Source organism: Sediminispirochaeta bajacaliforniensis DSM 16054 (genome assembly GCF_000378205.1).
Lineage (GTDB): Bacteria > Spirochaetota > Spirochaetia > DSM-16054 > Sediminispirochaetaceae > Sediminispirochaeta > Sediminispirochaeta bajacaliforniensis.
The window spans coordinates 193,436-212,162 of record NZ_KB899411.1 but is presented as its reverse complement, the minus strand read 5'-3'; the positions used below and the strand labels follow the sequence as shown (position 1 = coordinate 212,162).

The 18,727-nt window shown below is 48.5% G+C and carries 14 protein-coding genes; 12 read left to right on the top strand and 2 right to left on the bottom strand.

All coding sequences use genetic code 11. The features are described from left to right. The first annotated feature begins 19 nt into the window (after nucleotides 1–19). The 6 genes from F459_RS0107705 (at nucleotide 20) to F459_RS0107680 (ending at nucleotide 9,773) form a co-directional block, all read left to right on the top strand. Nucleotides 20–1,963, top strand: a complete 1,944-nt coding sequence (locus F459_RS0107705; protein WP_020612154.1) for a flavocytochrome c — start codon at nucleotides 20–22, stop codon at nucleotides 1,961–1,963. A gap of 91 nt (nucleotides 1,964–2,054) precedes the next feature. Next, nucleotides 2,055–2,870, top strand: coding sequence for a helix-turn-helix domain-containing protein (locus F459_RS0107700; protein ID WP_020612153.1), 816 nt, complete (start codon nucleotides 2,055–2,057; stop codon nucleotides 2,868–2,870). 87 nt (nucleotides 2,871–2,957) lie between these two features. Further along, nucleotides 2,958–4,823: an FAD-dependent oxidoreductase gene (locus F459_RS0107695; protein WP_020612152.1), complete on the top strand. Its 1,866-nt coding sequence runs from the start codon at nucleotides 2,958–2,960 to the stop codon at nucleotides 4,821–4,823. A gap of 29 nt (nucleotides 4,824–4,852) precedes the next feature. Then, nucleotides 4,853–6,751 (top strand): FAD-binding protein, encoded by a 1,899-nt coding sequence (locus F459_RS0107690; RefSeq protein ID WP_020612151.1) that lies wholly within the window; start codon nucleotides 4,853–4,855, stop codon nucleotides 6,749–6,751. Nucleotides 6,752–6,911: 160 nt separating this feature from the next. Next, nucleotides 6,912–8,501: a sensor domain-containing diguanylate cyclase gene (locus tag F459_RS0107685; protein WP_020612150.1), complete on the top strand. Its 1,590-nt coding sequence runs from the start codon at nucleotides 6,912–6,914 to the stop codon at nucleotides 8,499–8,501. Between the two features lie 96 nt (nucleotides 8,502–8,597). Then, the gene (locus F459_RS0107680) at nucleotides 8,598–9,773 is read left to right on the top strand and encodes an iron-containing alcohol dehydrogenase (RefSeq protein ID WP_020612149.1); all 1,176 of its coding nucleotides are present in this window, start codon (nucleotides 8,598–8,600) and stop codon (nucleotides 9,771–9,773) included. Nucleotides 9,774–9,788: 15 nt separating this feature from the next. Here the strand turns inward: F459_RS0107680 and F459_RS0107675 are convergent, their stop codons facing one another. After that, nucleotides 9,789–11,933 (bottom strand): diguanylate cyclase domain-containing protein, encoded by a 2,145-nt coding sequence (locus F459_RS0107675; RefSeq protein ID WP_020612148.1) that lies wholly within the window; start codon nucleotides 11,931–11,933, stop codon nucleotides 9,789–9,791. Between the two features lie 12 nt (nucleotides 11,934–11,945). Then, nucleotides 11,946–13,376 carry an extracellular solute-binding protein gene (locus tag F459_RS0107670; protein WP_020612147.1) on the bottom strand — a complete coding sequence of 477 codons (1,431 nt, stop codon included), beginning with the start codon at nucleotides 13,374–13,376 and terminating at the stop codon, nucleotides 11,946–11,948. A 328-nt stretch (nucleotides 13,377–13,704) separates the two neighbouring features. On the opposite strand from F459_RS0107670, the gene F459_RS0107665 reads away from it, so the two are divergent. The 6 genes from F459_RS0107665 (at nucleotide 13,705) to F459_RS23170 (ending at nucleotide 18,685) form a co-directional block, all read left to right on the top strand. After that, the gene (locus F459_RS0107665) at nucleotides 13,705–14,163 is read left to right on the top strand and encodes a MarR family winged helix-turn-helix transcriptional regulator (protein WP_020612146.1); all 459 of its coding nucleotides are present in this window, start codon (nucleotides 13,705–13,707) and stop codon (nucleotides 14,161–14,163) included. After that, nucleotides 14,160–14,507 (top strand): hypothetical protein, encoded by a 348-nt coding sequence (locus F459_RS23575; RefSeq protein ID WP_051086159.1) that lies wholly within the window; start codon nucleotides 14,160–14,162, stop codon nucleotides 14,505–14,507. Before F459_RS0107665 ends, F459_RS23575 begins: the two co-directional genes overlap by 4 nt. Nucleotides 14,508–14,525: 18 nt before the next feature. Beyond that, nucleotides 14,526–14,852 carry a BadF/BadG/BcrA/BcrD ATPase family protein gene (locus F459_RS23570; protein ID WP_051086158.1) on the top strand — a complete coding sequence of 109 codons (327 nt, stop codon included), beginning with the start codon at nucleotides 14,526–14,528 and terminating at the stop codon, nucleotides 14,850–14,852. A 262-nt stretch (nucleotides 14,853–15,114) separates the two neighbouring features. After that, entirely contained in the window at nucleotides 15,115–17,481 is a 2,367-nt protein-coding gene (locus F459_RS22980) for an acyl-CoA dehydratase activase-related protein (RefSeq protein WP_169517937.1), read from the top strand. Between the two features lie 142 nt (nucleotides 17,482–17,623). After that, the gene (locus F459_RS23565; RefSeq protein ID WP_154651650.1) at nucleotides 17,624–18,160 is read left to right on the top strand and encodes a hypothetical protein; all 537 of its coding nucleotides are present in this window, start codon (nucleotides 17,624–17,626) and stop codon (nucleotides 18,158–18,160) included. Between the two features lie 105 nt (nucleotides 18,161–18,265). Beyond that, on the top strand, nucleotides 18,266–18,685 hold the full coding sequence (locus F459_RS23170) for a MarR family winged helix-turn-helix transcriptional regulator (RefSeq protein WP_169517936.1): 420 nt from the start codon (nucleotides 18,266–18,268) through the stop codon (nucleotides 18,683–18,685). Nucleotides 18,686–18,727: the final 42 nt, after the last annotated feature.

Below are 18,727 nucleotides of genomic sequence, written 5' to 3'. Positions count from 1 at the left end.
AATACGAAAGGAGCCTAAGATGAAAGGCCAGAAAATGCTTTCTCTGCTGCTTGTTGCCTGTATGGCGCTTTTTCTCATCGCCTGCGGCCAAGCTTCCGACGAGGCCAAAACGGTTTCGCCGGATACAATGGAAGGTCGGACGATACATCCGATGAAACCCGGAGTGTATACGGAAACGGTAAAAGGGGTACACGACGGGATGGTCGTGGAGGTAACGCTTTCGGAGGAGAGGATCGACAAGGTTGAAATCCTCAAGCATTCCGAAACTGCGGGCGTCTCCGATGTTGCTCTCGAAAAGATGCCCAAAGACATCGTCGAGCAACAGAGCATTGCGATAGATACCGTATCAGGAGCTTCCTACACAAGTAATGGTATCCTTGATGCCGTAAAGGCGGCGATAGAAGAAGCGGGGGGAAATGTAGCCGATTTCGATGTCCGCCAGGCTGTCGCTGCGGCGCAAGGTGAGTCGGAACGACCGGCGTTGGGATCGCCTTCGATTCCAAGTACTTGGGACATGAGCTATGATATTATTGTCGTCGGAGGTGGCTTTGCGGGCCTCGCTGCAACCCACAGCGCTGCTGATAGTGGCGCAAAAACCCTTCTGATCGACAAGATGCCCTTTGTCGGCGGTAACTCTCAGATTAATGGGGGGGTGTACGCCGCCTATACCAGTAATCTGGCATCCGAGTTTCAGAAGAAGCTGAATCTCCCGCCCGATACCGCTGAAAAGCATATCGAGGACACCATAAAGGGCGGAGATTATATGGGTGATATCGCTCTTGTCAAAAACCTTGTGTACGGATCCCCCTTTTATCTCAATCTGCTTCTTGATAACGGACTTAAGGTTCGTGAATCTCTCACCAGGCCCGGAGGCCACTATGGCTACCGAACCTATACGACTATTCATGGTGTGGGAAGTGATATTGTTCAGGTACAGAAGAAACTCGTTGCAAAAACCGATGCAACTGTTATGACCAACACCAAAATGGTCCAGATTTATCGTGATACAAAAGGCGACGGAAGGGTTGTCGGCATTCGAGTTGAAACCGAGGACGGGCTCAAGAATGTTGAAGCAAAAAAGGGCGTGATTCTCTGTACCGGAGGTTTTTCGGGAAATGTGGCAATGCGTTCCGAGTATGTACCAACTCTTACCGAGGATCTTCCGACTACCAACCATGTAGGTGCAACCGGAGAAGGAATCCGAATGGCACAGGAGGTTGGTGCGGATATCCTTCATATGTGCTATATTCAGCTGTATCCCTTTGCAAATCCCGACAACGGGGTGCTTGATAGTTATGCAGTTATCCCCTTCAGCGGCCCCAGTGCCGGTGTCGTATATGTTGATACGAACGGTAAACGCTATGTAAATGAAGGAGAACGGCGCGATGTCTGCTCAAAGGCGGCCCAGGATACGGGAAGTTTTCCGACTTTTTGTATCTTTGGCGAAAAGATCGCCAAGGAGGGAGGCTTTATATCGGCGTCGCAGCTTGAAGGCGGAATTGAGGCCGAAAGAATCTTCAAAGCCGACAGCCTTGAAGAGCTTGCAGCGATCATCAACAGCCATACCTATAAGAACCAAAACGTCAATATGCCGGCGACGAACCTGGTCCAGACCATCAAGACGCATAACGGTTATGTTGCGAACGGCAATGATCCCGATTTCGGCAAGGTCATTGACAAGGGTATCATGATGAAGATCGAATATGGTCCCTATTATGCAATCCCACAGTGGCCTTCGGTCCACCACACCATGGGTGGTTTGAAGATTTCTCCGAAGACCGAGGTTCAGGACATTTGGGGACACGTGATACCAGGGCTTTACGCTGCCGGAGAATGTGTCGGCGGGGTCCACGGTACGAACCGTCTGGGCTCCAACGCCGTGGCGGATTGTGTCTCTCACGGATATATTGCCGGCCAATATGCCGCAACAGGGGGCCTGCCGGATTTCGTTCCGAAGCAGTAAAGGCTTTCCTCTATTGTTCAAGGCAGGCCGCTTCTTTGTGTTGCGGCCTGCTTTTGCGTCTTCGATCGAAAAAAGAGGGACAACTATACCAATGGCTGATAAATTGCATATTGGTGACATATCCAATTTGATTGGTACACCTGCCTCTACCTTGCGATTCTATGAAACCCACGAAATAGTCAAACCCGTTAAGGACAGTGAAAATAACTATCGGGTCTATACTCCGGAGGAATCTTGCCGATTATTGATTGCCCGACTTTTGAGGAGTTTCGGATTACCGCTTGAAACGGTGACTCCCATGGTTTCTCACAATGATTCGGCAGCGAACCTTGATCTGCTCGCCGGTCAGAGCAATGACTTGCAGGAAGAAATAGGACGCCTCTCTATGCTCAAAAAGGAGATCGACTCCTACCGTTCCGAACTGCTCCGTGCAAGGCGGCTTCTTGAGAGTGTGGAGATAGGGATGCGGCCGGGACTCTACAGGGTTGCCAACATTGTCGGCGGAGAGCTTGCTATTCGGCAGGATGTGACAAGGGTCGTCAGAAGATGGATGCGATATCTGCCACAGGTCCATTATTCTCTCTTGCTGAAAGCCGTAGATACTGCCCATGGTGAAGGGGCTAAGGGGGATTGGGGATTCTCCATCACACAGGACCTGGGGGAGCCTCTTGGAGAAAAGGGTAACCCGCCCGTTATATTTTTTTCCCCTTGCGAATGTCTCTTTACCGCACTGATGATAAGCAGCGCAGAAAAGGTCATGGAATGTGAGCTGGAAGTGCTGAGAAGGCGTTTGTCTTCCAATCATGTGCGTGCTTCCGGTCCCATCCTCGGCAGATTCCTCTCTCTTGATTATCAGTCCGAAAAACCTCGTTACCTCTATCTCTTTTCAGTTCCCATAAAAAAATAAGTATCTCCTTGACCTTCAAGCGGCTTGAAACTCTATGCTATCTCTCAAACCTGCCGTACCGGCAGGTAGTGCTATATCGGAGGAGTCATGAAAAGAAGCGTGAGAAGTGTTTTTTTCGTGGTTGTAACAATCATCAGCCTGTTGATGCTGCAATCATGCACAAAGGAACTTGAAGCCCTAAACTATAAGCCCGGAACCTATACTGCCGAGGCTCAAGGACACAACGGCCCTGTTCGGGTAGAGGTGACATGTAGTGAATCAAAGATAGATGCTATAAAGGTTGTCAGCCATAGTGAAACGGAAGGGATCGCCGATAAGGTGTTTTCGACGATCCCTGAAGAGATCGTCAAGACTCAAAGCCTTGATGTGGACGGGGTTTCCGGTGCAACGGTGGCCGGCAATGCCGTCATTGCGGCAGTTGCAGATGCCGTGCGCCAGGCCGGAGGCGATCCTGAAAAGCTGCAAGGAAAGGGTCACGAGGCCACCGGCAATGGTACACTCCCCGAAGAAAAAGTGAGCTGCGATGTTGTTGTCGTGGGGGCAGGGGGAGCCGGGTTGGTTGCTGCCAATGCGGCGATAGAGGCCGGGTATGATGTTGTCCTTCTTGAGAAATTGTCATACACCGGTGGCGGATTCACCTATGTGGAAGGTGTATTCGGTGTGAACAGTCCGATTCAGAAAGAGGCCGGTGTGGATCTTTCGGTGGAAACCCTGTTCAAGGAGTCGATGGATTTTCACCACTGGCTGCCCAATGCCTCCCTTTTGAAGGCTTTTTACAATAATGCCGGTGATTCGATCACATGGCTGATGGACAGAGGAGTGAAATTCCGGGGTGTCATTACGGCGAACCCGCCGGACGGCAATGTCGCATGGCACCTTTTCGATGGAGGAAAGGCAGGCCGCCTGGCGGTGAAAAACCTTACTGAGCGAATCGAAGAAAGTCCCAACGGTACAATCCTCTATGAGACCCCCGGAAAGGCCCTCATCATCAGGGATGGTAAGGTTTGCGGTGTATCTGCGGTGAAAAAGGATGGAGGAAGGCTATCTGTCGAGGCCCGGGCGGTCATTTTGGCGACCGGCGGCTTTTCGAGCAATCAGGCCCTCAAGGAGAAGTACCTGCGGTATCCCGGTTATCTGAATGTAGGTGCCGGAGGACGGGAAGGCGATGGACTCAAGATGCTTTCCCAGGTTCATGCCGATCTTATCAACATGAGTGCGGTACTTGGGGCCGGCCTTGTTATGCCGATTCCGATAAGCCAGCAAATGGGCCCGGATACCAAGTACCCTGATATCTTAGGGGCAGTCTACAACGAGGGGCTATTGACGCTCTCCCGCCAGGGGAGGCGCTTTATGAACGAGAGGCTTCCCATCGAATACCGATCCAATGCAACGGAGCAGGTCGGGGGAACTGCCTTTGTCGTGTTTGATCAGAAAACCGTAGACGAGTTCATCGAAAAGGGGCAGCGTTTCGGCTTCGGCATACCAAGAAAACTCCCTAAGTTGCAGGAGGGGCTCGATAAGGCTCTTGCCGAGAAAAATGACTGGATGTTTTCTGCCGACAGCCTTGAAGGACTTTCCAAACAGACCGGTATGCCTCTTGAGAACCTGAAAAAGAGTGTGGTCGACATGAATGGCTATGCGGCCCAGGGGCAGGACCCAGAGTTTTACATGGAGAAAAAGGCTCTTTTTTCTATCAAAGAGGCTCCCTTCTATGCGGTCAGGGTTGTTCTTGGAATGTACGCAACCGTCGGCGGTTCGAAAGTCACGGAAGGGCTGCAGGTGATAAATAGCGATGGAAACGTCGTTCCTGGTCTTTATGCGATAGGACTTGATGCGGGCGGATTGTATGGTGATACCTACGATATGCGTATAGCAAATGGGGCCGCAAGCGGTTTTTCCGTTACCAGTGCTCGCCTTGCGGTTCGGGATATCCAGCGCTGGTTGAAGAAATAAGATTTTTACGTAAGGGAAGTACCAACGTTATGAAAACGATAATGCACATAGTTGGCTCAGCCTTTCTGATGTCCCTATTGCTGACCTTTGCGGCATGCGGCAATAAGAGCACAGAGAGCGGAGTAAAACAATCGGGTACGACGGCGGTTTCCTCCGCTGCACAGGTAAAGGATGGAACCTACGAAGGCATCGGTTCAGGGCGAAATGATTTTATCAAGGTAAGTACCACCTTTGAGAATGGTGTCATCACCGGCTGCGAGGTCCTCGAGAACAAAGAGACCTCATGGATTGCGGCTCCTGCTATTAATTTTATGCCCGCCACGATTGTGGAGAACAACAGCGTACATGTGGATACCATTACCGGATGTACCCTTGCCTGTAAGGGCATCATCAATGGGGTGAAGGATTGTATCCTCCAGGCTGGTGGAGACAAAAACAGTTTTACAAGGGATTGCACCAAAGCAGGCACTGCCGTATCCACGGGAGAGGCGAGCTATGATGCTGATCTTGTCGTTGTTGGTGCAGGAGGTTCCGGCCTTACCGCCGCCGTTCGTGCGGCAGAGCTTGGTTTGAAGGTGGTGCTGATAGAGAAAAAGAGTGCCGTAGGCGGAGGCCTTTTCGGGACAGAGGCCCACTACTCCAACGATTCCGTTGTGGAAGAGACATTCAACCGCACAGACAACCAGAGCGCGGAGGAAGGGTATGTCTATCACATGAGCTATAATCGTAATCGTTGCAACGGGCGTATCGTACGGGCCTTCATGAACAATGTGGGCAAGACCATCAATTGGATGATAAAACAGGGGAATAAACCGATCATGGCCTTGGACTCTTTTCGTGGTCCGGGGAGCTCCACATGGCTGATGTTCGAAGGTGAGGGCCCCGGGGTTGCTCTGACCATGCAGCGACGGTGTAATGAACTTGGTGTTACCACGCTGCTGAATACGACGGGAAAAAGCATCACCATGAAAGACGGCAAGGCAGTCGGTATTGTCGCCGAAAATCTTGCTGGAGATACCATTACGGTACATGCCGGAAGTGTGATCATCGCAACCGGCGGTTATTGTGACAATAAGGAAATGTTGGAACGCTACGTCAGCCACGCCATGGCCGAAGCCTCTACTTCTGGAGGCAATCGGGCGGCAGGCGGTACCGGCGGACGCATGGGAGAAGGCATCCGGATGTGCTGGGCCGTCGGCGCGGCGAAACAGGGAACAGGTTATATAGCTCATAGCCTCAATACCGTACCGGGCTGTGCCATCGATTCCCTGGTCCATCGTGCGGCTTACCAGCCCTATCTTTGGGTAAACGCAACCGGAGTTCGTTTTTCCGATGAGACCGGCGGATTTACCAAGGTATGCAGCCAACCCGACGGCTATTACTGGAGTCTTTTGGACCAGTCCATGGTAAGCTTTATGGAACACCACAATACCATAAATGGTACCTGTTTTACCCCTTCCACCAATAAACCTGCTGTCGGTTTGCAGGATGCTTTGGCCCTTGCCGCAAGCAAGGGCCTGATCTGTAAAGCCGATAGCTGGGAAGCATTGGCACAGCAGATGGCTGTTCCCACGGATGCCCTGTTGGCGACAATCAAGGAGTACAACGGCTACTGTGCGGCAGGCGTCGACACCATGTTTTCAAAGGACCCAAGTCGCTTGATCGCGTTTGGAGATGGCCCCTACTATGCCTGCAAAACAGTCGGCGGCATGCTTACCACCATCGGCGGGGTAGAGGTGAATGAAAAGATGGAAGTAGTCAGCACAAAACATGCAGTCATTCCCGGCCTCTATTGCATCGGTGCGGATGCCGGAGGGTTCTACGGCGATGACTACAATTTCAAGGATACCGGTTGTGCCAGTACTTTTTCATTCTTTTCCGGAAAGAGTGCTGCCGAAAGTGCGGCTTCGTATCTGCAGAAGCTTTAGGTCATGTATATCATCGAAATATAGAAATATAGAAGCCACCCCGTCTATGAAGAGGTGGCTTCTAAAAGATAAGTGACGTTTCCTTCTTTTCCAGAGTAGGCTATCTTATTGTCGCTGTAGTATCTTTTTAGTATGCTTGATGCATGCAGGATGACATAAGGTGATATCTGCCGATCTTGTTTTTTTTCAAAAAAGTGAATGGGAACATGTCACGTTTTCTTCTGATTTTTCCTGTTCCTATGCTATTCTTGGAACATATACCTTACTCGTCCGTGGCAACGGCTTCACAACTGAAGAGACCGAGCGTGCCTCTCTTGCATTTGGTAAAAGAATCGCCGATAAGTATATTCCCTCGGACGGGCCCTTTATCCTCATTCATGATTGGCGCCGCTATCGGGACGGAACCCTCCAGGCACGCAAGCTTTTCATGGATTTTATTGTTAATAACAAGCAACTTAAACTCGTTGTTTTCTGTAATTGCAGTTGGAGTCAGGAACTTAGCATACGGCTTGGCAGGGCCTTGGGATTTCTTAAAACCGGGATACGTATTTGCAGAACCTATCACGAGGCTGTAAAAGTGGCGTCGTTTTATGTGGAGACGGGTTCCCTGCCTCCTGACAAGCTTGATCCCTTCGCTTTTCTGCATACTAAAACGGCTCGCTATAATAAGGAACTTCTCGGCTATCTCGAAAGTATCGACTGGAAGAGTGGAAAACAGACTGGAGAAGTGGCCCTTCATTATCGGCATCCACTTCTGCCGGTCTTCGACTCAATAACCCTTATCCGTTCGGAGCTGGAAAAGACCTTTCGGGAACGTGACAAGGCGGAAGCGGCGCTCAGAGAACATCAGCAGAATCTGGAAGCGTTGATCCATGAACGTACCGCCGCTTTGAAAGCAAGCGAAATTAAATATCGAAAACTTTTGGAACTGACACCTGCAGCTCTCGCTGTTCTGACACCGCACCTCTCCGTCTCGTATGTCAATGCTGCATTTACGACACTTTTTGGGTATTCTCTGGATCGTTTTTCTTCTCCCTCTTCCTTTACCGCGACATTATGTCCTGATCCGGCAATGGAGGCCCAGTTTACGTTTTTTTTGGCATCACATCTGCCGGAAGATCGTGACCTTACCTGTACCACTGACAACGGAACCATTATCTACGTTCAGGTTTCGTTGAACACTATCTCCGATTCCCTGCTTCTTTCCTTTACCGATATTACCCTTAGAAAAAAAACGGAATCCCGGCTTTTTGAATTATCGTTGAAAGACGAGCTGACCGGCATATATAACCGGAGACATTTTGTCAGTGTACTCTCTCAGGAGTTGCAGCATTATCAGCGTTACGGTACGCCGATTAGCTTGCTGCTTTTCGATATCGATCTCTTTAAAGTAATCAATGATACCTGGGGGCATCCTGCTGGTGATTTTGTACTCCGGGAGCTTAGTTCCAGAATTGCCGGGCAGATTCGGGACATAGATATCTTTTTCCGCACCGGAGGCGAAGAGTTTGCTGTTGTCATGCCCGGAATCACCCTTGAGCAGGGGGAAATCGCTGCAGAGCGTTTGCGAGCCGTTGTCGCCGATACCCCTTTCCTCTGGGAATCAGCGGAGATCACCGTTACCATCAGTATTGGGCTGGCAGAGGCCGAACAGCCCAATACTGACCCTAAATCTTTTTTCCGAAAGGCCGACAATAGGCTTTATTGGGCAAAAAAAGAGGGACGGAATTGTGTTTGCAGCTCACAGTGACAATGAGGAACGCATTGGACGACTCTGCCCTTGTGACAAGAAGATCGAAAAAACGCTATACTGAGGATCAAGTAAAACAAAAGAGGTGTTTACGCTATGGAAAATTTTGAATTTATAAGCCCTACCAGGATTATTTTCGGCCGGGGAACAGATAGAGCGGTAGGAAAAACTGCAGCTCAATATGCTAAGAGGGTGTTGATCCATTATGGAAGCGATCGGATAAAAACGTCGGGATTGTTTGATAGGGTGGTGAGTTCGCTTACTGCCGAAGGTCTTGAATATGTTGAGCTCGGCGGGGTGGCTCCCAATCCCCGCCTTTCTTTGGTGCGCGAAGGAATTGAACTTTGTCGGAAGCGTTCTGTTGATCTTATCCTGGCAATTGGCGGAGGAAGCGTTATTGATTCGGCCAAGGGAATTGCCGCAGGGGTTCCGGATACGGAACACGACGTGTGGGACTTCTTTCTCGGCAAGGGGACTCCAAAGGTCTGTCTTCCGATAGGCGTTGTTCTTACCATCCCTGCCGCCGGAAGCGAGGCATCCCGCAGCTGTGTTCTGACCAACGAAGATGGATGGTACAAGCGGGGCCTGGGAAACGATCTCTTCCGCCCCCGCTTTGCCGTGATGAATCCCGAACTTACCTTTTCCCTGCCTCCCTATCAAAGTGCAAGCGGTATCTCCGATATCATGTCCCATATCATGGAGCGTTATTTTACCAATACCACCAAGGTGGATCTTACCGACAGGCTCTGTGAGGCGACCCTCAAAACCGTTATTGAAAATGCCCCGCTTGTTATCCAGCATCCCGAAGATTACGATGCCAGGGCCGAGATCATGTGGGCCTCCACTATTGCACACAATGATCTTTTGAGCACCGGTCGCGTCGGCGATTGGGGATCGCATCAGATCGAGCATGAGCTTTCCGGAATGTACGATGTTACCCATGGCGCAGGGCTTGCTGTTATTCAGCCCGCATGGATGAAGCACGTGTACAAGCATGACCTCAAGCGATTCGTTCAGTTTGCCGTACGGGTCTGGAATGTGGACGAGCGCTTCGATGATCCGGAACGAACTGCCTTGGAGGGGATTGGGAGACTAAAAGCCTTCTTTTCATCTATTGGCTTGCCGGTTAGCCTCAAGGAGTTGGGAATACCCTCCGATCGTTTCGGCGAGCTTGCCGCAAAAACCTTTCAGGAACGAAGTACCGGCGTTGGGAATTTCGTCAAGTTGACGGAGTCGGATGTAAAGGCCATCCTGGAGCTTGCAAGGGAATAAGTTTTTACTTGCGTTCTATGCTATGACATTCCTGTCGCTCCCGGGAAAGGTTGTGTTTTCGATATAGGTACCTTTCTTCGTGCCTTTTGCTATGTAGAGGGCTTCATCGGCGAAATGAAGCAGTTCGTCATAGGAGAACTGTTCCGATTTGACCCACATCAGTCCGGCGGAAATCGAAACAGGTGCTGATTTTCCGTTGGGGAATGCTACGAGCCTCGCCGACAGCCCTTCATAGAAGGATTCCATACAGCGGCGGATCCTCTCTTCGCTTTCGAATCCGTGAAGCAGAAGGATAAACTCATCACCGGAGCGTCGTCCGAGAATCTGGTTTTCTTTCGGGGCGATCCCCTTAAGTTGCTCCACTGCCGTGACTATGTATTGGTCGCCCCATTTGTGCCCGAAATTGTCGTTGACCTGTTTGAGATTGTCCAAATCAAACATGACAAGCGCCGCTATGGAACCGGAAGAGGTTTCTCGCCATCTTTCGAACTCCCATTGAAAGCCTTTTCTGTTTAACAGTGAGGTGAGTGGATCATGATCCCTTTCCCGCTGAATCTGCTTCTTTTCCTGTATCTCACCTGTGACATCCATGACAACCCCGACGATGATGCCATTATTTCTCGATTCTTTGTAACGGATCCAGCGTGTGGGGGTTTCTCCAATCGCATATACATCGGTTTCCGTGCTATCGGGTTTTGAGAATAGGTGATCAAGTAGCTCTGTGAACATTTGTTGATTTTCATACAGCGGTGCTTCCTTTTTATCGATGCTGATGATATCCCAGAAGTATTCCGTAACAAAAACTTTACCCATAGCCGGATTCATCTCGAAAGCACCTATGGGAAGTCCAAGCATCTCGATGATTTTTGTAAGACGTGAGGCCGATTCCAGCATTCGATGATTGGTAATTTCGACAGAACGCGAAAGTTCATCAAGCTCCTGAAGACCTGTCGGCATAAATTGGAGTTCATGCTGGAGATCGATATCCCTGACCTGCCTGGCAAGTACAACAATAGGTTTTGTCATTTGGAAACTGATCAGGGCTCCCCCCACCGTACCAATCACAATGGACAAAAGGAGAGAGATGAAGATGATCTGACGGATACGATTGGCATAACTGAGAAGGTAATCTTTGCGCATGATACCGATCAGATACCAATGTTCGTTTTCAAACGGGGTATTAAATTTGTAGAGCCCCAGTTCTTCGACGGCGGCATACAGGCTTTCTTTACCTGCATGATTTTCTATCGTATAAATATGCTCCTCTTCGTCGACTATCGAAAGCTTCAGCGGTTCTGTTTCCCTGATAAATCGTCTTTGCAATGCTCCGCCCATGATGAGGGGGACCTTTTCCTCGTTCTTTTCGTCGCTTGAAGCAATGAAATATCCCAATGAGTCACGGGGTTGAAGCTCCTGGGCGGGAAAAAATTTTGCCAGATGGTTCAACGTAAGTTCGGTCCCGACGACGCCGCGTAGTTTTCCGGAATTATCAAATAAGGGAATAGAGTAGGTGATGATCGGGATATCGTGTTCGTTCAGGGTAAAGGGCTTGCTCCAATACCCGAGAAGTGTTGCAGTACTCGCCACGGTGGCCGCTTCATAGGGTTTATTGATAAAAAGGTCGGAGCCCTCTGTCGGGTGAAATCGGTACTGCCATGTCTGATCCATGGGGATCATAAGTACTTCGGCCAGCTCCGGTGACCCGCACACCATATAGATATCATCATTACTGTAGGGGTTCATCATGGGGTCGTAGTCTCGGAGATACACGGCGGGAAATCCTTTGTTTCCATTCTCATTAGGTTTAATGATGATAAATACCCCGGTTGCCTGAGTCGCCCTGAGCATTGGAATCATCTGCGTGACAGCTTCCCTGAAGAAGCTTTTTGTGTCGGATCCATGTGCCGAAAGCAATTTACGGATATTACCTATATAGGGATCATAGTTGGTCCAGCTATTTTTCATCTCACTTTGGAGGTAGGCCTTTCTGCTGTTGACCTTATCGTGAAAGGCCTGATAGGCATTTTTCTCGGCCTGGTAGATCACGCCTCCCACGATCAGTATCCCACTGAAAAGCAGGGTTTGAAGGACGATAATTCCGAGAATTAATCGAGTTATCTTGTGGACAATGGAGCCTTTCTTCGACCGTATTCCCTTCACCGGTAGTCATCCCTATTTTTGCTGAAGGAGGAGATGTGCCTGCCCTTGAATTTCTGTATACCAGGTATTGAAGGCCTCTTCAGAGGTTAATCGGGCAAGCAGCGCAGCCTTGTCCCCATTCCCTTTCATCGCCCTTTTTACGCTGTCCAGGTCGGCTGAAATTTTTGCAATAAGCGTCTTCTCCAGAAAATCCCTTATTTCGAAGCTTCCCCTGAATGGTTTGCTGTTATAGAGGGTATAGGTGCTGAACATAGCATCGCTTGCCATGAACGAGGCCTCTATCGCTGCAGAGGAACCATTTCCCACGGCAGCTTCCTTGATGAAATTCCCTCCATCCAGGGCCTCATTGGTGACGGGGAAGTATCCTGTGGATAGAGCGAATTTCAGATTTTGAGGTGCCTGGGTAAACCATTTCAAAAACAGGGTGGCTGCGTACACATGGGCGTCGTCACTTTTCGTGATGCACATACCGGCCCCTTGCTGAATCGCAATGCGTTTTCCGTTCTCAAAGCAGGGGTAGGGCAGCACAAGAGGCTCTATCTTCTGTACATCTTTGTCACTGAACGCCACCTCTGTCGGAAAGTATGCGGCCCCCGCAGTTGATCCTGTGTAGGCCAATACAGTCCCGGTTTTGGCATCGTCGGAACTGAAGCGTCCTGATTTGTCAAAGTATCCATACACATAGGGAGTATAAAAATAGTTCCAAATCGCTTTGGCAACCTTCGGGGTAAGATTGAAACTCGCTGTTCCATCTTGAGAATAGTTGAACAGTTCAGTACCCAGCTGCATACTTGCGACTATCATGTAGTTCGCGTTCGAATCCACCCCGAAAAAACCCTTGCCCGTGGCTTCGTAGTAGGTTTTCGATACCTTGACGAGACCTTCCCAGCTTGAGAGATCCTTTTCAGTAAAGCCGTGGGCTTTTGCAAAGGGTGCCCAGGCCGTTCGGTTGACGTAAAGGTTTTCAGATGACTTTGCTATGGGGAGAATGTAGTATTTGTTGTCGGTAATGAATCGGCCCTCGTCAAGGAACTCCCTTCTGTATTTGCTTAACTCCTCCTGTGAGAAATATTGTTCAAGATTCACAAGCGGAACAATTTGATTGACCCGAAAGGCATTGTCGGGATAGGAGGCAAAGATATCCGGCATGGGAGGGGCACCGATAGATCTATTGGCTGCATCAAAAACAGCGGCTCCCAGCTGATTAACATCGCCCTGGCTTTGGGCATCCACGACGATTCCACGATCCATACCTATTGTTTCATTGAATTCTGAAACGAGGCTGTCAAAGACCACTTTCATATTGCCGTTGTAGTAGTGCCATAAGGTTACCGTAATAGGCCTATCCGGATCTAACAGTGTTTCTCTTTTATCCGAAGAACAGGCTGTTACGGCCAAAAGTATGGCGGCCAAGAAAAGTATCAGTTTCCCGTACGATTTCATCGTTTTGACGCTCCATTCGAAACAAGAAGGCATGATTTTTCCCCATCCAATTGTATCAGGATTTGTTCGGTTTACCAAATACTTATATAGTGTCCGGAATCCTGGTGGTACGCATGCCATTTTGCTGGTAAAATACTTGCTTTTATACCGGTGCCTGCTTTTTCCCGCGGGGTGGGTTGTAGGTAACTGTGGAAAAAGGAATTAGGCCCTCACAATCACCAGGATTCGGAACAGTAAGAAATAGCTATCAGATTAATAGCCTTGACTAAGTTTGTATGGAATGATAAATATATGCGTGCGCACGCAATAATATGTATGGGAATCGATGATGTTTAGAAATGATTCGCCTTTCTTTTCTGGTGTAAGAACGATTGTGCAAAAAATGCATTCCTTATCTGCTGAACGACTGGCCCTGCTCGGACTCAATCGATTTGAGATGATGGCTTTATTAAAGATCTATGAAGAGAACGGAATACTGCAAAGGGATATTGTCTCGGAGGCAGGAGGGGAGGGCGTAAGCATTGGGCTTGCTGTTAGGGCCCTGGTGCGAATGGGATATATCCGGAGAGAACCGGATAAAAACGACCGCAGAATGCGGAGACTCTTTATTGCAGAATTGGGTATGGAACGTAGAAGCGAGTTACTGGAACTAAAAAGGAGTGTGGAACATTTTATCATCTTTGGAATTGAGAATGAGGAACTTATTGCATTGGAAAGAATTATATCGAAGATAGAAGATTGGATATCCTGCAATGAACGTGAGTGTTGTACAGGAGGTAGGAAATGATTGATATCGGGTATTCATCGGTGAAGGTATCTGTCCTTGATGGAGATAGGTGTGTTTTTAACCGGTACATGCTCCACCATGGGAAGGTAAAGCGTATTCTTGCGGGTTGTCTCAAAGAGGTCGAATCCTGTTATATGCCTGCAGGTGCACAAGAGACCTGCCTTTACGGTGCCTTGACCGGTAACGGCAGTCGCCTTCTCGATGCACGGGGATATGGCTTTCTGGTAAATGAAACCACTGCTCTTATTGAGGGGGCGTTGCTCATTGAGAAAGATGCGGGATCTATAATCGAAATAGGCGGAGAAACCGCAAAGTATATCAGCGGATGTAAGAGGGGAAATTGATCAGGGGTTGAGATATCGATGAATTCAAACTGCTCTGCCGGAACCGGAGCATTTTTGGAAGAGCAGGTTTCAAGGCTGAATCTGAAGCTGGAAGAGTATTCGGATTATGCCATGAGGGCGACCAGGATACCCCGTATAGCCGGGCGGTGTAGTGTTTTTGCAAAAACGGATATTACGCATCACCAGCAGGAAGGTGAGTCCGTAGAAAATATCCTCATGGGGCTGGCCTATGCGTTAGTCAAAAATTTCAAGGGCAGCATCATAAAACGTCAGGAAATTGTCAAGCCTGTAGTATTTGCGGGCGGGGTCTGTTTTAACCAGGGAATAGTCACTGCACATCCATGATGTTCTCAATGTAGATGGAGATGAATTGGTTGTTTCCGATTTTGGAGGAAATGCGGGTGCAATCGGAGCTGCACTAATCGCACGACAAAACAAGTACACAATGAAGCTCGCTGATATCCTTAGTTTTTTGTATGAACCAGATATGCATTCTGAAGAAACAAAAAGCACGCTGCAACCATTGCGCTCATTTGGTAGTGCAGATAGTAGAAACAGACATGTAGTCGGTTATACCGCGGCTTCCCGGAACACCGTTTCCTGTTTCATGAGGATTGATATTGGTTCAACCAGTACAAATGTCGTATTAATAAGCCCCGGGAAAGAGGTTATGGATTTTGCATATGTTCGGACTCATGGGAATCCCGTGGCGGCCTTACAACAATGCTTCTCTGAAATCGAGCAGAAATGGAAGGGATCCTTGCATATTGCCGGAGTAGGCGTAACCGGATCGGGCAGGTATATGATTGGGGAGATCGTCGGTGCGGATCTTATCAAAGATGAAATTACGGCACAGGCACGTGCTGCCGTATCTATCGATAAGGACGTTGAAACGATTTTTGAGATAGGAGGTCAGGACTCCAAGTTCATCATGATTGAAAATGGTTGCGTCAAGGACTTCCAGATGAACAAGATATGTGCTGCCGGAACCGGTTCTTTTATTGAAGAACAAGCCAAAAAATTCGATATCCCCATCGATGATTTCGGCCCGATTGCACTTAGGGCTGGAAATCCCGTTGATCTTGGGGAACGGTGTACCGTTTTCATTGAATCAAGTATTGCTTCCCACCTTTCTCATGGCATTGGTATTGAAGATATCGCTGCCGGATTATGTTACTCAATTGCCAGGAACTATCTGAATCGTGTTGTGGGCGCGAAAAGGGTTGGAGACAGAATTTTTTTGCAGGGTGGTATTGCCTATAATCAAGGTGTGGTGAACGCTTTTCGGGCGCTGACAGGTAAAGACGTTATTGTCCCACCCTTTTTCAGTGTAACCGGTGCATATGGGGCGGCAATTCTGGTATCGGATGAAGCACCTGCAATGGGTACCCGCTTTAAGGGCCTCGAACTCAATCCCGCCGAATATAACAAGAACCACATGTCAAAGGGAGAATCGGACAACAACGATATCTTCAATAAGAAGGTGGCTGCTCTTATTTTTGAAGGGTATTGCGGCGCTACGATGTCGGATAGAGAAACTGTGGGAATCCCAAGAGCCCTTTTTACCTATGGGATGTATCCTCTTTTCAGTGCGTTTTTTCGTGAATTAGGTTTTAACGTGATCTTATCTGATCCCACCAGTGAAAAAACCATTGAACTGGGACAGGAATTCTCACAAGATGAGCTCTGCTATCCGGTAAAATTAATCAACGGACACGTCGCCGAATTAATTGATAAGAATGTCGATTACCTTTTCTTTCCCGATTTGCATACTGTTGATCATCCCGGGTCGATGTCGAGGCAGAACTACGGCTGTGCCTATATGCAGCTGGCCTTTAAGATAATCAATCGGAACATGGACCTCAGCTCCAGGGGAATCAAGCTGCTGGCTCCGACGATTGCCTTTAACAGAGGCGGTATGTTTATGCAGAGCAGCTTCGCATCCCTTGGGGATACACTCGGAAAATCCAAGGAGGAAACGGCTGCGGCATTGAAAAAAGGGATGTTGTCGGCCCTCGACTTTGAAAAAAGAATGAAAGAAAACAGCCGGCAGGTCTGCGAAACAATTAGGCCTGATGAAAAAGTCTTTGTTCTTGTTTCTAAAATATATGGTGTGGCCGACCCCGTTTTGAACATGGGAATTCCCGGTAAGCTTATGGATATGGGCTACAGGGTCCTGTCGTTTTTTGAACTTCCTGAGGGCGATGCCTCGGCGGAGTATCCGAACATGTACTGGCCTTTCGGACAGCATATTCTGGAAACGGCCAAATTGATAAAACAACACCCAAACATGTATGCCATTTTTCTTACGCACCATTGTTGCGGACCTGATTCTGTTTTCATCCATTATTTTCGTGAAATCATGGGAAATAAACCGTATTTACATATTGAAGTTGATGAGCATGCTTCCGGAGTCGGGGTGATCACCAGAATAGAAGCATTTGTCAACAGCATCCGCTCTATTCCTGTCTCTCATTCACTTCCCGTTGTCGATATCATGAAAAAAATACCAAACAAAAAGGTGGGTATGATTACAGCACTAAAAGATGTCCCCCGAAAAGCACGTTTCTATTTGCCGTATCTTTTTCCGTATTCGCACATTACTTCGACTCTTTTGAATCGACGAGAAATGAAGAGTGAGGTCCTACCGCGGACAGGGGCTCAGGCCATTACCGAAGGACGAAGGCATACGCTGACCAACGAATTACTCTCCTTTACGGCCCTGCTTGGGGATATTTTCCTCCGTCTGAAAAGCGATCAGCAAAAACATGACAATGGAAAGGCTACGGCAGTATGTTTCATCCCACAGTTTGAAGGTGCCGAGGTCGACGGCCAGTTCGCCCGGCTCATACAGACAAAGCTGGGTGAAGATGGGCTTCTCTGTGGCCGGGTGTTTTCTCCTTTTGCAGAGGATTTCCCTCTGATGGAGAACGAAACGGCAATTGAATTTGTTTCTTGGAATAATTGCCGGTGATCTTATCAATAATGCTCCTGTTGAGCAGAGAGCTCCTCTCCTAAATCGATTGTTGGAATCCATAAGGAAAGGTTCTGCAATTGGTATTAACGATATAAAACAATTTGCCGTAGATGCCTTATCTCCCTGGTCTAATCATCAAGTGCAAAAACGTCTGTTGGTAGTTGGGGAACCTCTTATTCTCTATAACAGCTATCTGAACGAAGAAACATTCGTTGAGCTTGAAAAAGAGAATCAGATATCCTTCGCGCCATTAAGTGAGGCCCTTCTTATGCTCTGGAAGGATCATGCCGGCATAAACGATAAGAAAATGAATCCTGAGTATTCGGCTGCTGTAGAATCTTTTGAGAGAATTCTGAGGGAAATTTCGGTAGAGGCGAATCAATACGCCCCGTTTGTATCGGATTTGGAACGACTTAGAGAACAGGCGGATAGGAGCGTCGGATATTATTCCGGGGCCTTCGGCCGATATCGTAGTGCCGTTGCCCTTACCCCACACACGTGTATCGACGGTGTCATATCGGTATCATCAACCTATGAAAACAGTGGTATATCGATCAATACCCTGCATAAAGGATGTGCGGGTGAAGAGACTCGGCCGCTTCTTAACCTGACCTTTGATGGTCTCTTTAATGAGAATACCCGGGAAAAGGTTCAATCCTTTCTTTTCTATCTTTGAGTGGGATAGTACTATATGATGGAACAGTGAAAAGATACTTGTGGGGCGGCTATGTTTTCAGGTGACAGTGCTTTTTTCCGTTCGGTGAGAAGTATCATTAAGAAGATGCATCAGATCAGTGACAGTGCGTTAAAGGTATACGGTATCAGCCATTCGGAGATGAGAATCATGCTTTTGCTGTATGCTGAAAATAGTTACCGGCAAGAGGAACTTGCTCATGCCTTAGGCATTGATCGCTCCAACGTCGGGCGCTCTTTAAAAAAACTTGAAATGCTTGGGTTTGTTTCCCGTAAGAGATCGCCCGAAGATGCCAGAGTTTTTTCCATCATTCTGACGGAGAAAGGATATTCCGTCCGGGATCGTCTTGAGAAGATTAAGCGGGATATTGAATCGACGGTAACCTGGATGATGCCTCCCGACGAAGTCGAACGTGCTTCGGCTCTTATTGAAGCTATGGATCATAATCTGTCGTGGGAGAACTATGAGGCTGTGCGGAAACAAGAGCGAAGAGATAACTTCTCTTAGATTCTTAAAACATCCACGTTATGCACTGGCATCGGGGAGCGT

Coding starts and splice junctions, on each gene's coding strand:
- F459_RS0107705 (WP_020612154.1), top strand. CDS start 20: ATGAAAGGCCAGAAAATGCTTTCTCTGCTGCTTGTTGCCTGTATGGCG.
- F459_RS0107700 (WP_020612153.1), top strand. CDS start 2,055: ATGGCTGATAAATTGCATATTGGTGACATATCCAATTTGATTGGTACA.
- F459_RS0107695 (WP_020612152.1), top strand. CDS start 2,958: ATGAAAAGAAGCGTGAGAAGTGTTTTTTTCGTGGTTGTAACAATCATC.
- F459_RS0107690 (WP_020612151.1), top strand. CDS start 4,853: ATGAAAACGATAATGCACATAGTTGGCTCAGCCTTTCTGATGTCCCTA.
- F459_RS0107680 (WP_020612149.1), top strand. CDS start 8,598: ATGGAAAATTTTGAATTTATAAGCCCTACCAGGATTATTTTCGGCCGG.
- F459_RS0107670 (WP_020612147.1), bottom strand. CDS start 13,376: ATGAAATCGTACGGGAAACTGATACTTTTCTTGGCCGCCATACTTTTG.
- F459_RS0107665 (WP_020612146.1), top strand. CDS start 13,705: ATGTTTAGAAATGATTCGCCTTTCTTTTCTGGTGTAAGAACGATTGTG.
- F459_RS23575 (WP_051086159.1), top strand. CDS start 14,160: ATGATTGATATCGGGTATTCATCGGTGAAGGTATCTGTCCTTGATGGA.
- F459_RS23570 (WP_051086158.1), top strand. CDS start 14,526: ATGAATTCAAACTGCTCTGCCGGAACCGGAGCATTTTTGGAAGAGCAG.
- F459_RS22980 (WP_169517937.1), top strand. CDS start 15,115: ATGAGGATTGATATTGGTTCAACCAGTACAAATGTCGTATTAATAAGC.
- F459_RS23170 (WP_169517936.1), top strand. CDS start 18,266: ATGCATCAGATCAGTGACAGTGCGTTAAAGGTATACGGTATCAGCCAT.